General features: G+C 61.9%; 14 protein-coding genes and 1 pseudogene. 9 read left to right on the top strand and 6 right to left on the bottom strand.

Annotated features, from left to right (window positions below):
* Window positions 1-6: 6 nt before the first annotated feature.
* Both ACWGS8_RS14275 and ACWGS8_RS14270 read right to left on the bottom strand, forming a co-directional pair.
* The gene (locus tag ACWGS8_RS14275; RefSeq protein ID WP_454581551.1) at window positions 7-981 is read right to left on the bottom strand and encodes an alpha/beta hydrolase; all 975 of its coding nucleotides are present in this window, start codon (window positions 979-981) and stop codon (window positions 7-9) included.
* A gap of 93 nt (window positions 982-1,074) precedes the next feature.
* On the bottom strand, window positions 1,075-1,896 hold the full coding sequence (locus ACWGS8_RS14270; RefSeq protein ID WP_454581550.1) for an SDR family oxidoreductase: 822 nt from the start codon (window positions 1,894-1,896) through the stop codon (window positions 1,075-1,077).
* Window positions 1,897-2,120: 224 nt separating this feature from the next.
* Between ACWGS8_RS14270 and ACWGS8_RS14265 the strand changes: the two genes are divergently transcribed.
* The 6 genes and pseudogenes from ACWGS8_RS14265 to ACWGS8_RS14240 all read left to right on the top strand — a co-directional run bounded on the left by ACWGS8_RS14265 (window position 2,121) and on the right by ACWGS8_RS14240 (window position 6,303).
* A complete protein-coding gene (locus ACWGS8_RS14265; RefSeq protein ID WP_454581549.1) occupies window positions 2,121-3,155 on the top strand; it encodes a cysteine synthase A in 1,035 nt (344 codons plus the stop codon).
* Window positions 3,155-3,898 carry an alanyl-tRNA editing protein gene (locus tag ACWGS8_RS14260; RefSeq protein WP_454581762.1) on the top strand — a complete coding sequence of 248 codons (744 nt, stop codon included), beginning with the start codon at window positions 3,155-3,157 and terminating at the stop codon, window positions 3,896-3,898. Before ACWGS8_RS14265 ends, ACWGS8_RS14260 begins: the two co-directional genes overlap by 1 nt.
* 39 nt (window positions 3,899-3,937) lie before the next feature.
* Entirely contained in the window at window positions 3,938-4,819 is an 882-nt protein-coding gene (sseA, locus tag ACWGS8_RS14255) for a 3-mercaptopyruvate sulfurtransferase (RefSeq protein WP_454581548.1), read from the top strand.
* A 5-nt stretch (window positions 4,820-4,824) separates the two neighbouring features.
* On the top strand, window positions 4,825-5,388 hold the full coding sequence (locus tag ACWGS8_RS14250; protein WP_454581547.1) for a GNAT family N-acetyltransferase: 564 nt from the start codon (window positions 4,825-4,827) through the stop codon (window positions 5,386-5,388).
* A gap of 28 nt (window positions 5,389-5,416) precedes the next feature.
* Window positions 5,417-5,673, top strand: a pseudogene (locus ACWGS8_RS14245) (OmpA family protein); the annotation flags it as partial.
* 162 nt (window positions 5,674-5,835) lie between these two features.
* On the top strand, window positions 5,836-6,303 hold the full coding sequence (locus ACWGS8_RS14240) for a DUF1203 domain-containing protein (RefSeq protein WP_454581546.1): 468 nt from the start codon (window positions 5,836-5,838) through the stop codon (window positions 6,301-6,303).
* 233 nt (window positions 6,304-6,536) lie between these two features.
* Here ACWGS8_RS14240 and ACWGS8_RS14235 read toward each other — a convergent pair whose 3' ends face one another.
* Both ACWGS8_RS14235 and ald read right to left on the bottom strand, forming a co-directional pair.
* Window positions 6,537-7,829 (bottom strand): outer membrane protein, encoded by a 1,293-nt coding sequence (locus ACWGS8_RS14235; RefSeq protein WP_454581545.1) that lies wholly within the window; start codon window positions 7,827-7,829, stop codon window positions 6,537-6,539.
* 211 nt (window positions 7,830-8,040) lie between these two features.
* A complete protein-coding gene (ald, locus tag ACWGS8_RS14230) occupies window positions 8,041-9,156 on the bottom strand; it encodes an alanine dehydrogenase (protein WP_454581544.1) in 1,116 nt (371 codons plus the stop codon).
* A 158-nt stretch (window positions 9,157-9,314) separates the two neighbouring features.
* On the opposite strand from ald, the gene ACWGS8_RS14225 reads away from it, so the two are divergent.
* Window positions 9,315-9,788 (top strand): Lrp/AsnC family transcriptional regulator, encoded by a 474-nt coding sequence (locus tag ACWGS8_RS14225; RefSeq protein ID WP_010909317.1) that lies wholly within the window; start codon window positions 9,315-9,317, stop codon window positions 9,786-9,788.
* A gap of 32 nt (window positions 9,789-9,820) precedes the next feature.
* Here ACWGS8_RS14225 and ACWGS8_RS14220 read toward each other — a convergent pair whose 3' ends face one another.
* Window positions 9,821-10,471, bottom strand: coding sequence for a 5-formyltetrahydrofolate cyclo-ligase (locus tag ACWGS8_RS14220; RefSeq protein WP_454581543.1), 651 nt, complete (start codon window positions 10,469-10,471; stop codon window positions 9,821-9,823).
* A 162-nt stretch (window positions 10,472-10,633) separates the two neighbouring features.
* Here ACWGS8_RS14220 and ACWGS8_RS14215 point away from each other — a divergent pair, with 162 nt between their 5' ends.
* Window positions 10,634-11,899 (top strand): NAD(P)/FAD-dependent oxidoreductase, encoded by a 1,266-nt coding sequence (locus tag ACWGS8_RS14215; RefSeq protein ID WP_454581542.1) that lies wholly within the window; start codon window positions 10,634-10,636, stop codon window positions 11,897-11,899.
* A 150-nt stretch (window positions 11,900-12,049) separates the two neighbouring features.
* Complete coding sequence (locus tag ACWGS8_RS14210; protein ID WP_454581541.1) at window positions 12,050-14,029, top strand: bifunctional 2',3'-cyclic-nucleotide 2'-phosphodiesterase/3'-nucleotidase; 1,980 nt, start codon at window positions 12,050-12,052, stop codon at window positions 14,027-14,029.
* 138 nt (window positions 14,030-14,167) lie between these two features.
* Here ACWGS8_RS14210 and ACWGS8_RS14205 read toward each other — a convergent pair whose 3' ends face one another.
* On the bottom strand, window positions 14,168-15,424 hold the full coding sequence (locus ACWGS8_RS14205) for a class I SAM-dependent methyltransferase (RefSeq protein WP_454581540.1): 1,257 nt from the start codon (window positions 15,422-15,424) through the stop codon (window positions 14,168-14,170).
* Between the last annotated feature and the right edge of the window lie 95 nt (window positions 15,425-15,519).

Genomic DNA, 15,519 nt, shown 5'->3' with positions numbered 1-15,519 from the left:
TGCACCCTACTTCGTCACCGCCTCGACCCAAACGGCAATCCGTTGCGCGAGAAATGCCGTGGTCGATGGCGACAGCACATCGCCGGCAATGACATGGTTGTCCGGGTCGCCGGTGTCGTCGACCGGCACCAGTTCGTGCGCTGCGCCCCAGCGGCCGGCGATTTCGCGGGTGCGGTCTGGCCGCACCACTTTGTCCGAATCCGAGAAGATGAACAAAGCAGGGATATCAGCCTTGTCCACCGGCGCGGTATAGGCGAGTTCCGTCAACGCCTGCATCGGCAGCGTCGCGGCAACCGGATATTTGGTGGTCCAGAATTTCTGGTGCAGCGCGTTGCGCGCCACGAAACTGCGCTCCTCGCCGATCACCAGTTCGGCGATCTGCTTGCCCCAGGGCATGGTCAGGATCTCGGCGCCGGATGCCTTCACGCCGAAATTGGGCGAGATGAATGCAATGGCAGCCACCCCATTGGATGCGCCGGGCTGCGTTGCCGCCCATGCCGCCAGCGAGCCGCCGGTCGAGGTCGAGATGACGATCACCTTGTCGCCGATCGCCCGGCCGATGGCGAGCGCTTCCTCATAGTCGTTGATCCAGGCATTGACGCTGCCTTGCGCCATCGCCCGCCCGTCCTGCCCGTGACCAGTGAGGCGGGTGTAGAAGAGATTGGCGTCGAGCAGGCCGGCCACGTCGTCGGGCAGGGGGCGGACCTCGCCCTTCGAAGCCGAGAAACCGTGGATGTAGACGATCGACAGCGGCGTCTTGGCATGCACCATGGGATTCGCCCAGACGATCTCCTTCTCCAGCCCGTCGCGGATACCGGGCACGGCGGCCTCCACCTTTGCCACATAGGCCTGCGGATCGTCACCGATGACGGAAGGATCGAAACGGATCGTGGTGTCGACGGGAACGCGTGGACCGAAGACGAAGGCCAATGCAAGGACGGCGACCAGGGCCAGCACAGCAAGCACGATCCGTCGCCCCATCGCAGACTCCACGCAACAACACCGAGCCTATGGTGGTGACCATGAACAGGCAACGGCCGTTCGGGCAGCCACACCACCAATCCTGTGGGCATCCTATTCGTTGGGTGGCTTGCGCTCGTAATGCAGCGGCCTTGCCTTCCAGCTGGTCATCAAGCTGATCACCCATCGGCTTATCGGCCTCGGCAACATGGCGAGAAATTTCAGCGGCCAGCTCGTGCGGTAAGGAAACGTGACTTCGAAGCCGCCGGATTTGATTGCCTTGACCATGCGGCGTGTTGCCCGGCTGACCGGCATCAGGCCCGGCATTGGCAGCATGTTCTTTTCGGTCAGCGGCGTGTCGACAAAACCCGGGTTTACCACCTGGACGCGGATGTTCATCTTGTCGAAATCATACTTCAGCGACTCGGCCAGAATGTTGATCGCCGCCTTGGTGCCGCCATAGGCGGCAGTGGTTGGCCAGCCGAAATAGGCGGTGACCGATCCGACCAGAACGACGTGGCCGCGGGACCGCACGCGCATATACTCGACGACCGGCACCAAGCCGTTGATGATGCCGAAATAATTGACCTCGAAGGACCGGCGAAAGTCCTTGACGACGAGGGCCTCTCCAGGCGTCGAAATGTAGTTTCCGGCGTTGAAGACGGCGAGCACGATCGGGCCGAGCTCCTTCTCGATCGCGGCCACCGTTCTTGCCATGCGCGGCTCGTCCGTGACGTCGCAGGGAAAAGCCGTGACGCTGCCCGGCATCTGCGCGGTCTCGACGATCAGCGTGTCGATCGGATCATCGTCCAGTGCCGTTACCGCCACCGCATAGCCCTGGGACGCCAGGTCCCTGGCCAGCGAGCGGCCAATGCCGCTGCTGCCGCCCGTGACCCAGGCGACGCCGTGTTTCGGATCGGCCCGATAGAGTGTCATGCTGCGCCCTGCCGAGTTTGTTGGTGCCTTGCTCTAGCGGTCAGGAAATCGAATGAAAAGAGTGCTTTTCGGCCATAGGTGCAAATGAACTGTGGGATATCGAGCCCACGCTGAGGGGTGGAAGCACAGCAGTGCCGGAAATGCGACTGGACCAGGCGAATTCTTGCCTTGAAACCGAAGCTTCGGGTTTCTAGGGTTCGGCGCACGCACACAAGGAATCCTGAATGCCCCGTTCTGTGATCGACGCGATCGGCAACACGCCCCTGATCCGCCTTAACAAAGCGTCCGAAGAAACCGGCTGCGAGATCCTGGGCAAGGCCGAATTCATGAATCCGGGGCAATCGGTCAAGGATCGCGCCGGCCTTTTCATCATCCGCGACGCCGAACAGCGCGGCCTGTTGAAGCCGGGCGGCGTCATCGTCGAGGGAACGGCAGGCAATACGGGCATCGGGCTGACGCTGGTCGCCAAGGCGCTGGGTTATCGCACGGTCATCGTCATTCCCGACACGCAGAGCCAGGAAAAGAAGGACACGATCCGGTTGCTCGGCGCCGAGCTGATCGAGGTGCCGGCCGTGCCTTACAAGAATCCCAACAATTACGTGAAATTGTCGGGACGGCTGGCCGAGCAGATGGCGAGGACCGAGCCCAACGGCGCCATCTGGGCCAACCAGTTCGACAATGTCGCCAACCGCGATGGGCATATCCGCACCACGGCGGAGGAAATCTGGACCCAGACCGGCGGCAAGGTTGACGGTTTCGTCTCGGCGGTGGGTTCAGGCGGCACGCTGGCCGGCGTCGCTTTCGGGCTGAAGGCCAAGAGCAAGGACGTGAAAATCGCGCTCGCTGACCCGCTAGGCGCCGCGCTCTACAGTTTCTACACCAGCGGCGAGTTGAAGTCCGAGGGCAGTTCGATCACCGAAGGCATCGGGCAGGGGCGCATCACCGCCAATCTCGAAGGGTTCACGCCGGATTTCTCGTTCCAGATCAAGGACGAGGACGCGCTGCCGATCGTCTTCGACCTGATCCAGGAAGAAGGCCTGTGCGTCGGCGGCTCGACCGGCATCAACATTGCGGGCGCCATCCGGCTCGCCAGGGAATTGGGCCCCGGCCACACCATCGTGACCATTCTTTGCGACTACGGCTCGCGCTACCAGTCGAAGCTGTTCAATCCGGAATTCCTGCGTGAGAAGAATCTCCCGGTGCCGGGCTGGATGGAACTGCAGAGCAAGATTTCGGTGCCCTTCGAAAAGGTCGCATGATGGCGCACAAGACGGAAGCGCTGTTTCGCGACGATGCCTATCTCGCTACGGCGGATGCGACGGTTGCTGCCGTCAATGATCGTGGCGGCATCATTTTCGACCGGACGATCTTCTACGCCACCTCGGGTGGCCAGCCGGGCGATACCGGCCATCTCGAACGTGCCGATGGCAGCCGCATCGCCATTGCCGCCACCATCACAGGTGAGACCAAGGACGAGATCATCCACGTACCGGCGCCGGAGCAGGCGGCCCTGGCGGTTGGCGAGAAGGTCAAACTCGCCATCGACTGGGAACGTCGGCACCTGTTGATGCGCATGCACGCGGCTTGCCATCTGCTCACCGTCGTTTGTCCGTTTCCAATCACCGGTGCGGCGGTTTCCGAGGATGATAGCCGTGTCGATTTCGACATTCCGGACGCCAGCTTCTCGAAGGAAGAGGTAACCGCAAGCCTGATGGATCTGGTGCGCGCCGATCATCCGATTTTCACCAGGCTGATCAGCGACGAGGAACTCGCAGCGAACCCTGGCCTGGTCAAGTCGAAGAACGTCCGGCCGCCGGTCGGCACCGGTAAGATCCGCCTGGTCTGCATTGGTGAGAACGGCGCGGTCGACAGCCAGCCCTGTGGCGGCACACATGTGAAAAGCACCGGCGAAATCGGTGAAATCCACATTGGCAAGATCGAAAAGAAGGGCCGTGAGAACAGGCGCTTCCGCATCCGCTTCGGCCCAATGCCGGCGAACTGACACGCAACCTTTGCCTTACCCGGGATACAGAGAACCAGAATGGCCCAGGACAGTCCTTTCACCGTCGATGCGGACTGGCTGCAGGCGCGCCTGGGCGAGCCCGGTTTGACCATCATCGACGCATCCTGGTACCTGCCGGCGCAAGAGCGCGACGCGCGCGCCGAATATAATGCAGCGCACATTCCAGGCGCCCGTTTCCTGGATCAGGACGCGGTGTCGGATCCCGACGCTGCTTTGCCACATACGCTACCTTCGCCTCAGCATTTCGCGCAATATGTTGGTTCGATGGGCGTGTCCGCCGACGACACCATTGTCGTCTATGATGGTCCCGGCTTTTTCTCGGCACCTCGGGCATGGTGGATGTTCCGCATCATGGGTGTTTTCCAGACCTATATCCTGGATGGCGGGCTCGACGGCTGGAAAGCGGCCGGCCGGCCGGTGACGGCCGAGCCGACGAAGATCGCGCCGAGCGTGTTCCATGCCGATTTCGACGCCGGCCGCGTCGCCGGCCTCGCCGAGATGCGCCGGATCGTCGAGACCGGCGCCAGCCAGATTGCCGATGCCCGTGGATCCGGGCGCTTCACCGGCGCTGAGCCCGAGCCACGCGCGGGGATCCGCTCCGGCCATATGCCGGGAGCGCGCAATGTGCCGTACTCCGCACTGTCGGAAAACGGCATGCTGCTGTCGAAGGACCGTTTGCGCAAGGTGATCGAGGAGGCCGGCATCGACCTGTCGAAGCCCGTCGTCACATCTTGCGGCTCCGGTGTCACTGCCGCAGTGATTACGCTTGCGCTGGAGACGCTTGGCCACACCGACAACAGGCTTTATGACGGCTCATGGACGGAATGGGGCGGGCTCTCCGACACGCCTGTCGTGACTGGCCCCGCGACGACCGGCCCCGCCAAGACCGGCAAGGAATGAACGCGATGGAAAACGGTGTGCTGCAGGACATTGAAGTCACGGTGACTTTTCTCGAAATGCATGCCCCTCCCGCGGTTTCGCCGCCGGTGCCCTACAACCGCCAGGTCGCGCTGCTGAAGACCAGGGACATCCCCTTGCATTTCTACCGCTATTTGATGGATCGAGTCGGGCGCAAATGGCATTGGGTGAATGTTCTCAGGCTGGACGATGAGGAGCTTTCGGCCGGCATCCACCGCGAGGATCGCGACATCAGGGTGCTCTACCTCGACGGTGCGCCAGCCGGCTTCTTTGACCTCAAGCCGCATCTGCCCGATGAAGTCGAACTCGCCTATTTCGGCATGATGGAACATGCCACCGGGCAAGGCATTGGCCGCTGGTTCCTGGGCTCTGCGATTTCAGCCGCCTGGTCGCATGGGCCGAAACGGGTGACAGTGCAGACCTGCACGCTGGACCATCCGGCGGCTCTGCCGCTCTACCAGAAGCTCGGCTTCAAGCCGGTCGCGCAGAAGAAAGAGGTCGTGCATCCGCTGCCTTTCGCCGAGCGCTCGGCCAGCGTCATGCGGCCGTGACATCAGCCGGAACCTGAACCGGCCGTTCCTGCGCCGCTATCCCAGCGTGCGCGTGCTGGTCGAAGGACACACCGATACCGTCGGCTCCTTCCAGCCGAACCAGATCCTATCCGAACAACGGGCCGCTTCGTTGAAACCAACGCCGGTGCGCGAATTCGGCGTACGCGGCTATGCCCTGGAAACCGTTGGCTACGGCGAGGAGTTCCTGCTCGTGCCAACGCAGAACGAAAACGGCAGAATCGCAGGGTGACATTGCGACGCTTCGACGATCTCCAATCTAGTTAGTCGGCTTATTTCATCGATTTGGCGCTATCGCTGGTGCCTCGTGTCGATCCGAGGGAACCGATCACCAACATCGGATCGGTCCCTCGATCCCTTGGCAAGAATCGGGTGGGAAGCATTGGCCCGAGCGCCTAATTTCCGGTCGACAAGCCGGAGATATTCACGATGACCATTCAGTTCAAAGCGCTACCCACCGACCATGTCAGAGCACTGCAGCGTGGTGGTCCCGATGCATACGGCCAGACGCCAGAGCGCAGGATTTCCGACGGTGATGGCATGCCTTGCCGGCATTGCCTGAAGAATATCGCCGCCGGCGATGCCTATCTCATTCTTGCCTACCGCCCCTTTCCGGAGCTTCAGCCCTATGCCGAAACCGGGCCGATCTTCCTGCATGCGCAAGAATGCGTGCCTGCCACCGCGTCGGAAGCGCTTCCCGAGATTCTCGAAAGCCCCGACTATATCGTGCGCGGCTATGGCAGGGATGACCGCATCGTCTACGGCAGCGGTGGGGTCATTCCAACCCGGGCAATCGCTGCGCGGGCTGAGAGCTTGTTCGAACACGACGACATTGCCTATGTGCATGTCCGCTCGGCGCGCAACAACTGCTATCAGTGCCGTATCGAGCGGGCATGAGCCGCAAGGATTGCCGGCAGAAAGTCTGTCGTACTCCCGTCGCATAGATACGATAGAAAGCGAGTGTCGATCGATTGGCCGACCGCGGATGAACCGGCGGCAATCTCGATATCGAGGAAGCGGGGCTTTGGCTCCGCTTTTTTGTTGCCCGCATTTTCGCGAGAGTGCTGCCGCGCAAAGAAAAAAGCCCGCCGGCTGGGCCGACGGGTCGCAACTTTTGCCTGGAGGGCTCCTTAGTTGAACTTGTACTTCGCGCCGATGCGCACGGTCTGGAACGAGGCCTTGTCTGTCAACGTACCGTCCGGCGCGCCGAATTCGGACGAGAAGTCCTTCTTGCCGAACTGCGAATAGCGATATTCAAGACCGACGGTCATGTTGCTGGATACCGCCGTTTCGAGGCCGCCACCCACGGTGAAGCCACTCTTGTTCCAATCGATGATATCACCAACCGGGTCCGAAGCGTGCAGATCGAAATGCTGGTAGCTGTAGCCGCCGATGACATAGGCAAGGGTCGATTCGTTGACCTTGGCACCAACGCGGGCCAAAGCATCGAAGCCATAGTCGTTGTCGAGCTTGATCGAGCCGCCAAGGATGTCGAGTTTGGAGCGAATTCCAGAATAGCTGCCATCGAGCTGAACACCGGCAACCCAGCTGCCGAAATCGTAATCATAACCAATGCTGGCTTCGCCGAGCACGCCTTCGCTGCCAATGCCATTGAGATCGAGGGCGCCGCCACCAAGGTCGACGCCAAGGTCGTGAACCGCCGTGCCGGCGCCAAGCGCGCCACCAACATAGAAGCCCGTCCAGTTGTAGGTGGCGGCCGCAAATGATGCGCCGCCACCGTTCTGAGCGCCGAAGCGATAGTTGGCGGCGATATGGAAGGTGTGGGTGGATGGCTCGACGTTCAGAGAACCGCCGCCAAAATCAATAACCGACTTGTCACCATAGTTCGCGTAACGGTACTCGGTCTTCAATGTCCAGTCGCCACGCAGCACCGTTTCCATGCCGACGCCGAGCATATAGCCGCTGCGATTCTGGGTGAAATTCAAGCCTTCGGCAAAGCCCGATCCATCGAGCTTGAAATGCTGCCAGCTGTAACCGCCGAGCACATAGCCGAGCGTGTCGGGGTTAAGGAGATAGCCAGCGCGCAGGCCGACATCGAAACCGTAAGAATTGGTCAGGTCGATATCGGCTCCTGGAATGCTGATCGACGGGCCGATGTTTCCGCCGTTGGCGTCAATGAACCCGCCCAGGAGGAAACGCCCGGAGACCATATAGTCGTAGCCGGCGGTCAGTTCGCCGAATACGCCGTTGCCGCCGATGCCGTTGAAGTCGACAATCGGCGCTACGCTGAACTTGTGCACACTGGCGCCAAATCCGCCACCAATGCCGACATAAGCGCCACTCCAGTTGAAACCGGATGCTTCGACAGGCTGCACAACGTCAGCCGCATGCGCTGCAGACATCAAAGCCACAGCAGAAACAGCACCCAAAAGAAAAGATTTCGCGGAAACGCGAAGAAACATAGCCCAAACCCCTAATCAATAAGCCCATCATGTCTCTAACAGGGAGTCGGCCAGATCAGGAATGACAAATATGCAACAGTCTTGGGCAACCTACCTCTGCAGCTGACACCGATCTGCCGAGTAACCAGGCTGATCGCCTAGATAGGCCAATAAAAAGCCCGCCGGAGTGGACCGGCGGGCAACAATAGCAAGTTGACTTTTTCTGGGTGTATCAGGCGGCCAGAACCGCTTTCGGCTCGACCAGCTCGTAGCCGAGCGCTTCGGCGACCGCCCGGTTGGTGATCTTGCCCTTGTGGACATTGAGGCCGTTGCGCAAATGATGGTCGTCGACCAGCGCCTTCAGCCCCTTGTCGGCGAGCTGCAGGCCGTAGTGCAACGTTGCGTTGTTGAGGGCGTGCGCCGAGGTGACCGGCACGGCACCCGGCATGTTGGCGACGCAATAGTGGATGACGCCGTCGACCTCGTAGGTCGGCTCGGCGTGGGTCGTAGCATGCGAGGTCTCGAAGCAGCCGCCCTGGTCGATGGCGACGTCGACAAGCACCGAGCCCTTCTTCATGCCCGACAGCATTTCGCGGGTGACGAGCTTGGGTGCCGCGGCACCGGGAATCAGCACGGCGCCGACGACGATGTCGGCCGAGAAGCATTCTTCCTCAAGCGCCTCGACGGTGGAGTAGCGGGTGTGCACACGGCCGGCGAAAAGGTCGTCGAGCTGGCGCAGGCGCGGGATCGAGCGGTCGATGATGGTGACATCGGCGCCTAGGCCGGCGGCCATGCGGGCCGCGTGCAAGCCGACGACGCCGCCGCCGAGCACGGTGACCTTGCCGGGCAGCACGCCGGGCACGCCGCCGAGCAGCACGCCGCGGCCGCCATTGGCCTTCTGCAGCGCCGTGGCGCCGGCCTGGATCGACAGGCGGCCGGCGACTTCCGACATCGGTGCGAGCAGCGGCAGGCCGCCACGGTCGTCGGTGACGGTTTCGTAGGCGATTGCGGTCACGCCCGAAGCGAGCAGGCCCTTGGTCTGCTCCGGATCCGGAGCCAGGTGAAGATAGGTGTACAGGATCTGGCCGTCGCGCAGTTGAACCCACTCATTGGGCTGCGGCTCCTTGACCTTGACGATCATGTCCGACTTGGTGAACACGTCGGCGGCGGTCTTGGCGATGGTGGCGCCGGCGGCGCGATAGGCGTTGTCATCGGCGCCGATGCCGGCGCCCGCGCCGGCCTCGACCAGCACTTCGTGGCCGTGCGCCACATATTCGCGGACCGAGCCTGGCGTGAGGCCGACACGATATTCGTGGTTCTTGATTTCCTTGGGGCAGCCGACGCGCATTTTCTTCTCCTGATCCAGGCCCTTTTTGGGCTCACTCCCTGTATTGTCGGAGTGAACCATGAATCGGCTCGCAAGTGTTTGCGAATGCGCTTGCGCGGGCAGGTCGGTTTCGATAATCCTTGCGTAAAATAGCAGGATATTCGCAGGATTCACGGAAAATGCCGCTCGACAGGATCGATATCGCCATTCTCGAGACTTTGCAGAAGGATGGCAGGATACCCAATGCCGCACTCGCCGAGAAGGTTGGCCTGTCGCAGTCGGCCTGTTCGCGCCGACTCGATAATCTGGAAAAATCCGGAACCATTCGCGGCTACCACGCCCGGCTGTCCAATGCCGCGCTCGGTCATCAGATGACGGCGATCGTGCATATATCGCTGTCGGGCCAATTCGAGAAGACGCTGTCGGATTTCGAAGCGGCGATCAAGCGCTGCCCCAATGTCCTGTCCTGCCACCTGATGTCTGGCGAATACGACTACATCTTGCGTATCGCGGCGAAAGACCTGGTCGATTATGAGCGCATCCACAAGGAATGGCTGTCGGCCATGCCGCATGTGACCAAGATCAACTCGTCCTTTGCCTTGCGCGAAATCGTCGACCGCACGGCCATGGGCATGAAGCCGGAAATGGCTTGAGCTTTCCGGCCTGACCTTGCTCCCGACAGGCTTCAGGATTCAGTGACGAGCCGATCCATCGGAATGTCGTGCGGCTGCGGATAGATGGTGGCGATGCGCTGCAGTTCGTAGCCGACGCCGATGACCAGCGGCTTGAACGGCATGGCGGCCAGCGTGCGGTCGAAGAAGCCGCCGCCATAGCCCAGGCGATAATTTGCCGGGTCAATGCCGACGATCGGCGAGATGACGATGTCCGGCAGCACCGGATCGCCCTCGGGCGGGATCGGGATGTTCCAGACGCCTTTTTCCAGCCGGTCGCCAGGTTTGTAGGCACGGAAGATCAGGGGGTGCCCTTTCTCCACAACGATAGGCAACGCCGTGCGGCCGCCGCGCTCGTTGACGGACGCCATCCATGGTCGCAAATCCGGTTCGCCGCGAAACGGCCAGTAAAGGCTGACCATGCGGCCGCGGATCTCGCCGATGAACGCGTCGAGCCCTTCGGCGATGCGCAGGGACATTGCCGCGCGCGCGTCGGCTGAAGTCGCAAGGCGGGCGGCGATCAGCCGCTCGCGTTCGGCCTTGCGCCAGCGCCGCACATCGGCCCAGTCGGACAGCGGCGCCCGGAATTCCGGATCGAGTTCGTGCATGAAGCAGGGAGGCGAGGCATACTTTGCCGGACCCTGGTCTTCATGATCGTTGGCCATGCGTCACCTCATAACGTGTTCGGTGACGCTATACCTCGCGACACGATACAACTTGTGCATTCACGACATGGGACGGCGAGTCCCGGGCACTATCCTTCTGTTGTTGCATTGCACAAAAATACCTACATCCGGGATAGGCATCGTGCCATCAGGGTGAAAGAGATGAACCAGGCCAGCCATCATGTTGTCGTCGTCGGCGCGGGGTTCGGCGGTCTCGAACTCACCCACGCGCTGGCTGGACAGCCGGTGCGCATCACCATGATCGACAAGCGCAACCACCATCTTTTCCAGCCGCTGCTCTACCAGGTGGCGACAACCGCACTGGCGACCTCCGAGGTTGCCTGGCCGATCCGCCATCTGCTGCGCAAGCGCAAGGATGTGACCACGCTGCTGGCCAACGTCACCGGCGTAGACCGGGCCGGCAAACGCGTGCTGCTCGATGACGGCAGCACCGTCGCCTACGACACGCTGGTGCTCGCCACCGGCGCCCGTCACGCCTATTTCGGCCACGACGAATGGGAGCCTTTCGCGCCGGGCCTCAAGACGCTGGAGGATGCCACCACCATTCGGCGGCGCATTCTCCTGGCCTTCGAGCAGGCGGAGCGGGAAACCGATCCCGCCAAGCGTCAGGCGCTGCTGACCATTGCGATCGTCGGCGGCGGGCCGACCGGCGTTGAACTGGCCGGCACCATCGTCGAGCTGGCGCACGACACGCTGCGCGGCGAGTTCCGCAACATCGACACGCGGCAAACACGCGTGGTGCTGATCGAGGCCGGTGACCGCATCCTGGCCAATTTCGCGCCAGAACTCTCCGACTACGCCAGCAAGGCGCTCGAGCGGCTCGGCGTGACGGTCGAGCTCGGCCGCGCCGTCACGCGCTGCGACGCCGAAGGTGTTGTGTTTGGCGACAAACAGCTGGCAGCCCGAACGATCCTGTGGGCAGCCGGCGTTGCCGCTTCGCCCGCCGCCGAATGGCTGGCCGCGAAGGCGGATCGCGCGGGCAGGGTGCTCGTCGAACCTGACCTCAGCGTGCCCGGCAGCCCGGAGATTTTTGTCATCGGCGACGCCGCCCTTGTGCTGCGGCCCGACGGACGGCCGGTCCCCGGCGTGGCGCCTTCCGCCAAGCAGGAGGGCCGCCACGTTGCCGCGACCATCGAGGCCAGGCTTGGCGGTGACAACGCCGCGCGGCCATTTCACTACAAACATGCCGGCGACCTGGCGACGATCGGTAAACGCGCCGCCGCGATCGATTTCGGCTGGATCAAGCTCACGGGCTGGCTCGCCTGGTGGCTATGGGGCATCGCGCACATCTATTTCCTGATCGGTTTCCGCAACCGGCTCGCGGTTTCCCTGAGCTGGCTATGGATCTACGTCACCGGCCAGCGCAGCGCCCGGCTGATCACGCAGGGCGACGACGACAAGACCTGACTTTTCTTCACTGTCCCATTCATCCGCCCGTCATCTCTAGCTGATGGACTGATGTGCGGATGCGCGCGACTTCTTGAGTGGACTTGAGCCGATTTCGGCGCGAAGTTCGCTTCGGGGCAGGGCGTGTCACATTGTCAATGAGGAGAAAACATGTCGCAGCTGCTCCATCCCGTCTCCCGCCGCGGTTTCCTCGCCGGCGCCGCAGCCACAGGGGCGCTGATCGTGCTTCATCCCTTCTCCGCCCGGGCGCAGGCCAACCAGGCGCATCTTCGGATCATGGAAACCACCGACATCCATGTGAACGTGCTGCCTTATGACTACTACGCCGACAAAGCCAACGACACGATGGGCCTGTCGCGCACGGCGTCGCTGATCGACGCGGTGCGCAAGGAAGCCGTCAATTCGATGCTGATCGACAATGGCGACCTGCTGCAAGGCAACCCGATGGGCGACTACATCGCCTACGAGAAAGGCCTGAAGGACGGTGATCTGCATCCGATCATGAAAGGCATGAACCTGCTGGGCTACGAGTGCTCCACACTCGGCAACCACGAGTTCAATTATGGCCTCTCCTTCCTGGACAAGGTGCTGGCCGGCGCCAATTTCCCCTTCGTCTGCGCCAATCTGGTCCGCGGCACCGGGGTTGCCACCAACCCGCGTGACGACAAGCTCTATCTCAAGCCCTATGTGATCCTCGACAGGAAGATCAAGGACGGCTCGGGTGCCGAGCAGCCGATCCGGATCGGCATTATCGGCTTCGTGCCGCCGCAGATCATGGTCTGGGACCTCAAGAATCTCGAAGGCAACGTCAACACGCGCGACATCGTCGAGGCGGCCAAGGCCTGGGTGCCACAGATGAAGGAAGAGGGCGCCGACATCGTCATCGCGCTCTCGCATTCCGGCATCGATGTGAAGCAGGGCGACATGATGGAGAACGCCTCGTTCTTCGTCGCCGGCGTCGATGGCATCGATGCGGTGTTCACCGGCCACCAGCATCTGGTATTTCCCGGCAAGAAGGACTTCCAGTCCCTCGAAGGCGTCGACACGCAGAAAGGCACGCTGCAGGGCAAGCCTGCCGTCATGGGCGGTTTCTGGGGCTCGCATATGGGTCTGATCGACCTCATGCTGGAGCGTGACGGGTCTAAATGGAAGGTCGTCTCCGCGACCTCCGAGGCGCGGCCGATCTTCGAGCGCTCCGACAACAAGAACAAGCCGACTGTTCCCGACGACAAGCGCATCATCGCGGCGCTCGAGCAGGACCATCAGGCGACCCTGACCTATGTGCGCCGTCCGGTCGGCAAGACCTCCGCGCCGCTCTATTCCTATTTCGCGCTGGTCGCCGACGATCCGTCGGTGCAGGTCGTTAGCCAGGCACAAACCTGGTACTTGAAGGATATTCTCAAAAGCACGAAATGGAAGGACGTGCCGCTGCTGTCGGCGGCCGCTCCCTTCAAGGCCGGTGGGCGCAACGGCGCCGACTACTACACCGACGTGCCGGTCGGCGACATCGCCATCAAGAACGTCGCCGACCTTTATCTCTATCCCAACACCGTGCGTGCCGTCGAAATCACCGGAGCGCAGGTCAAGGAATGGCTGGAAATGTCGGCCGGCATCTTCAACAGGATCGAGGCGGGGAAGGCCAACCAGGCGCTCATCAACACCGATTTCCCGTCCTATAATTTCGATGTCATCGACGGCGTCTCGTACAAGATAGATCTGTCGCAGCCGCCGAAATATGATGCCAAGGGCGGGGTGGCGAATGCCGGTGCCAATCGCATCATCGACTTGATGTTCGATGGCAAGCCGATTGATCCCAATCAGAAATTCGTCGTCGCGACCAACAACTACCGGGCCGGCGGCGGCGGCAATTTCCCCGACATCAATGCCTCGAAGATCATCTATGAGGCGCCGGACACCAACCGCGACGTCATCGTTCGATACATTGTGAGCCAGGGCACGATCAACCCGTCAGCCGACGGCAACTGGTCATTCGCGCCGCTGCCTGGAACCAGCGTCGTGTTCGAGACAGGCGTCAAGGCAAAGGACTTCATCGCCGATATGAAGTCGCTGAAGATCGAACCGGCGGGCGAGGGCGAAGCGGGGTTCGCAAAGTATCGCATCTTTCTCTGATCCGACCGCACAAGGATCCGTCTTTGTCTGCTTCCCCCGCGCGGGAGATGACCTCGCCGCCTGTGCGATGGCATCATTGCATCTCCAGGCGGTCCCGCTCAGGGCTGCCGCCGGCGGCGAGATCGATGAGTAGCCGGCTTAGGCCTTGTAGACCACTTGCCGCACATCGATGTAGCTGGCGCGGAAACCGGCTTCGCAATAGTGCAGGTAGAACTCCCAGAGCTTCTTGAAGCGATCGTCGAAGCCGAGCGGCACGATCTTCTCCCAGGATCCCCAGAAGCGCTGACGCCATTCGGCAAGCGTGCGCGCATAATCGTCGGGAAACACGCGCTCACGCAGGTGCGCGAGGCCATGATCCTTGCCGAGCGTCTTCAGGATTGACGGTGTCGGCAGCATGCCGCCTGGGAAAACATAGCGCTGGATGAAATCCGGCCTGGCGCGATAGGTGTCGTAGGCGGCCTCGTTGATTGTGATGATCTGCAGGCCCGCAGTGCCGCCGGGTCTTAGGCAGGACTTCATCTTCGAGAAGAACACCGGCCAGTATTTCTCGCCGACCGCTTCGAACATCTCGATCGAGGCGATCCGGTCGTAAGTCCCCGTTTCGTCGCGGTAATCCTGTAGCTTGATGTCGACCTTGTCAGCAAGCCCAGCCTTGGCGATGCGTGCCTTGGCGAAATCGTGCTGTTCGCGGCTGATCGTCAGCGCCGTCACGCGGCAGCCGATTTCGCGTGCCGCGAATTCGGCAAAACCGCCCCAGCCGCAGCCGATCTCCAGCACATGGTCTTTTCCGCCGATACCCGTATCCCTGGCCAGTGCCCGATATTTGGCGGCCTGGGCGCTTTCAAGGTCGTTGGCGCCGTTCGCGTAGAGCGCCGAGGAATAGGTCATGCTCGGGTCGAGCCACTCCTTGTAGAAGGCGTTGCCGAGATCGTAATGCGCCGAGATGTTGCGCTTCGAACCGGTCCGCGTGTTCTCGTTGAACCAGTGACGGATGCGCTGGACGGTGTTGATGAGCCAGCTGGCGCCGCCGGCGACGCGTTCGCCGATCGCCGAATTGACCACGAACAATTCCAGGAAGCTGGTGACGTCGGGGCTTTCCCAATCGCCGTCCATATAGGATTCGGCAACGCCGATCGTGCCGCCGGAAAAGGCGCGGCCTGGCAGGCGCCAGTTCTTGAGCACCAGCTCGGCGTCCGGGCCAGGCCCCTTGCCGCCAACCAAAACGGCGCGGCCATCCGGCATCCTGACCTTGAGCGAACCGCGCGGCAGGTTCATCGCCGCCGACAGCACCATGCGCGCCTTGGCCGGCAGGCCCTTGACGATCTCGGCGAAATTGAACTCGTCGAGCCTGACCGCTTCGCCCGGCGCTACGTTATGATGGTCCCCGTCTGCCATTTCATGCCCCTGGATTTCCGTGGTGCCGGCGCAAATTGCCGGGTCACGGTTCTCTTGGATCATTCGCCAGGATTGAGTGCCTTGCCTGGTCCCGT

Source organism: Mesorhizobium sp. 43Arga (assembly GCF_053714255.1).
This window is presented reverse-complemented; position numbering and strand designations above follow the sequence as displayed.

What these genes read in the sequence shown, in the direction of transcription:
- ACWGS8_RS14275 (WP_454581551.1), bottom strand. Translation starts at nt 981, where the DNA reads ATGGGGCGACGGATCGTGCTTGCTGTGCTGGCCCTGGTCGCCGTCCTT.
- ACWGS8_RS14270 (WP_454581550.1), bottom strand. Translation starts at nt 1,896, where the DNA reads ATGACACTCTATCGGGCCGATCCGAAACACGGCGTCGCCTGGGTCACG.
- ACWGS8_RS14265 (WP_454581549.1), top strand. Translation starts at nt 2,121, where the DNA reads ATGCCCCGTTCTGTGATCGACGCGATCGGCAACACGCCCCTGATCCGC.
- ACWGS8_RS14260 (WP_454581762.1), top strand. Translation starts at nt 3,155, where the DNA reads ATGGCGCACAAGACGGAAGCGCTGTTTCGCGACGATGCCTATCTCGCT.
- sseA (WP_454581548.1), top strand. Translation starts at nt 3,938, where the DNA reads ATGGCCCAGGACAGTCCTTTCACCGTCGATGCGGACTGGCTGCAGGCG.
- ACWGS8_RS14250 (WP_454581547.1), top strand. Translation starts at nt 4,825, where the DNA reads ATGGAAAACGGTGTGCTGCAGGACATTGAAGTCACGGTGACTTTTCTC.
- ACWGS8_RS14240 (WP_454581546.1), top strand. Translation starts at nt 5,836, where the DNA reads ATGACCATTCAGTTCAAAGCGCTACCCACCGACCATGTCAGAGCACTG.
- ACWGS8_RS14235 (WP_454581545.1), bottom strand. Translation starts at nt 7,829, where the DNA reads ATGTTTCTTCGCGTTTCCGCGAAATCTTTTCTTTTGGGTGCTGTTTCT.
- ald (WP_454581544.1), bottom strand. Translation starts at nt 9,156, where the DNA reads ATGCGCGTCGGCTGCCCCAAGGAAATCAAGAACCACGAATATCGTGTC.
- ACWGS8_RS14225 (WP_010909317.1), top strand. Translation starts at nt 9,315, where the DNA reads ATGCCGCTCGACAGGATCGATATCGCCATTCTCGAGACTTTGCAGAAG.
- ACWGS8_RS14220 (WP_454581543.1), bottom strand. Translation starts at nt 10,471, where the DNA reads ATGGCCAACGATCATGAAGACCAGGGTCCGGCAAAGTATGCCTCGCCT.
- ACWGS8_RS14215 (WP_454581542.1), top strand. Translation starts at nt 10,634, where the DNA reads ATGAACCAGGCCAGCCATCATGTTGTCGTCGTCGGCGCGGGGTTCGGC.
- ACWGS8_RS14210 (WP_454581541.1), top strand. Translation starts at nt 12,050, where the DNA reads ATGTCGCAGCTGCTCCATCCCGTCTCCCGCCGCGGTTTCCTCGCCGGC.
- ACWGS8_RS14205 (WP_454581540.1), bottom strand. Translation starts at nt 15,424, where the DNA reads ATGGCAGACGGGGACCATCATAACGTAGCGCCGGGCGAAGCGGTCAGG.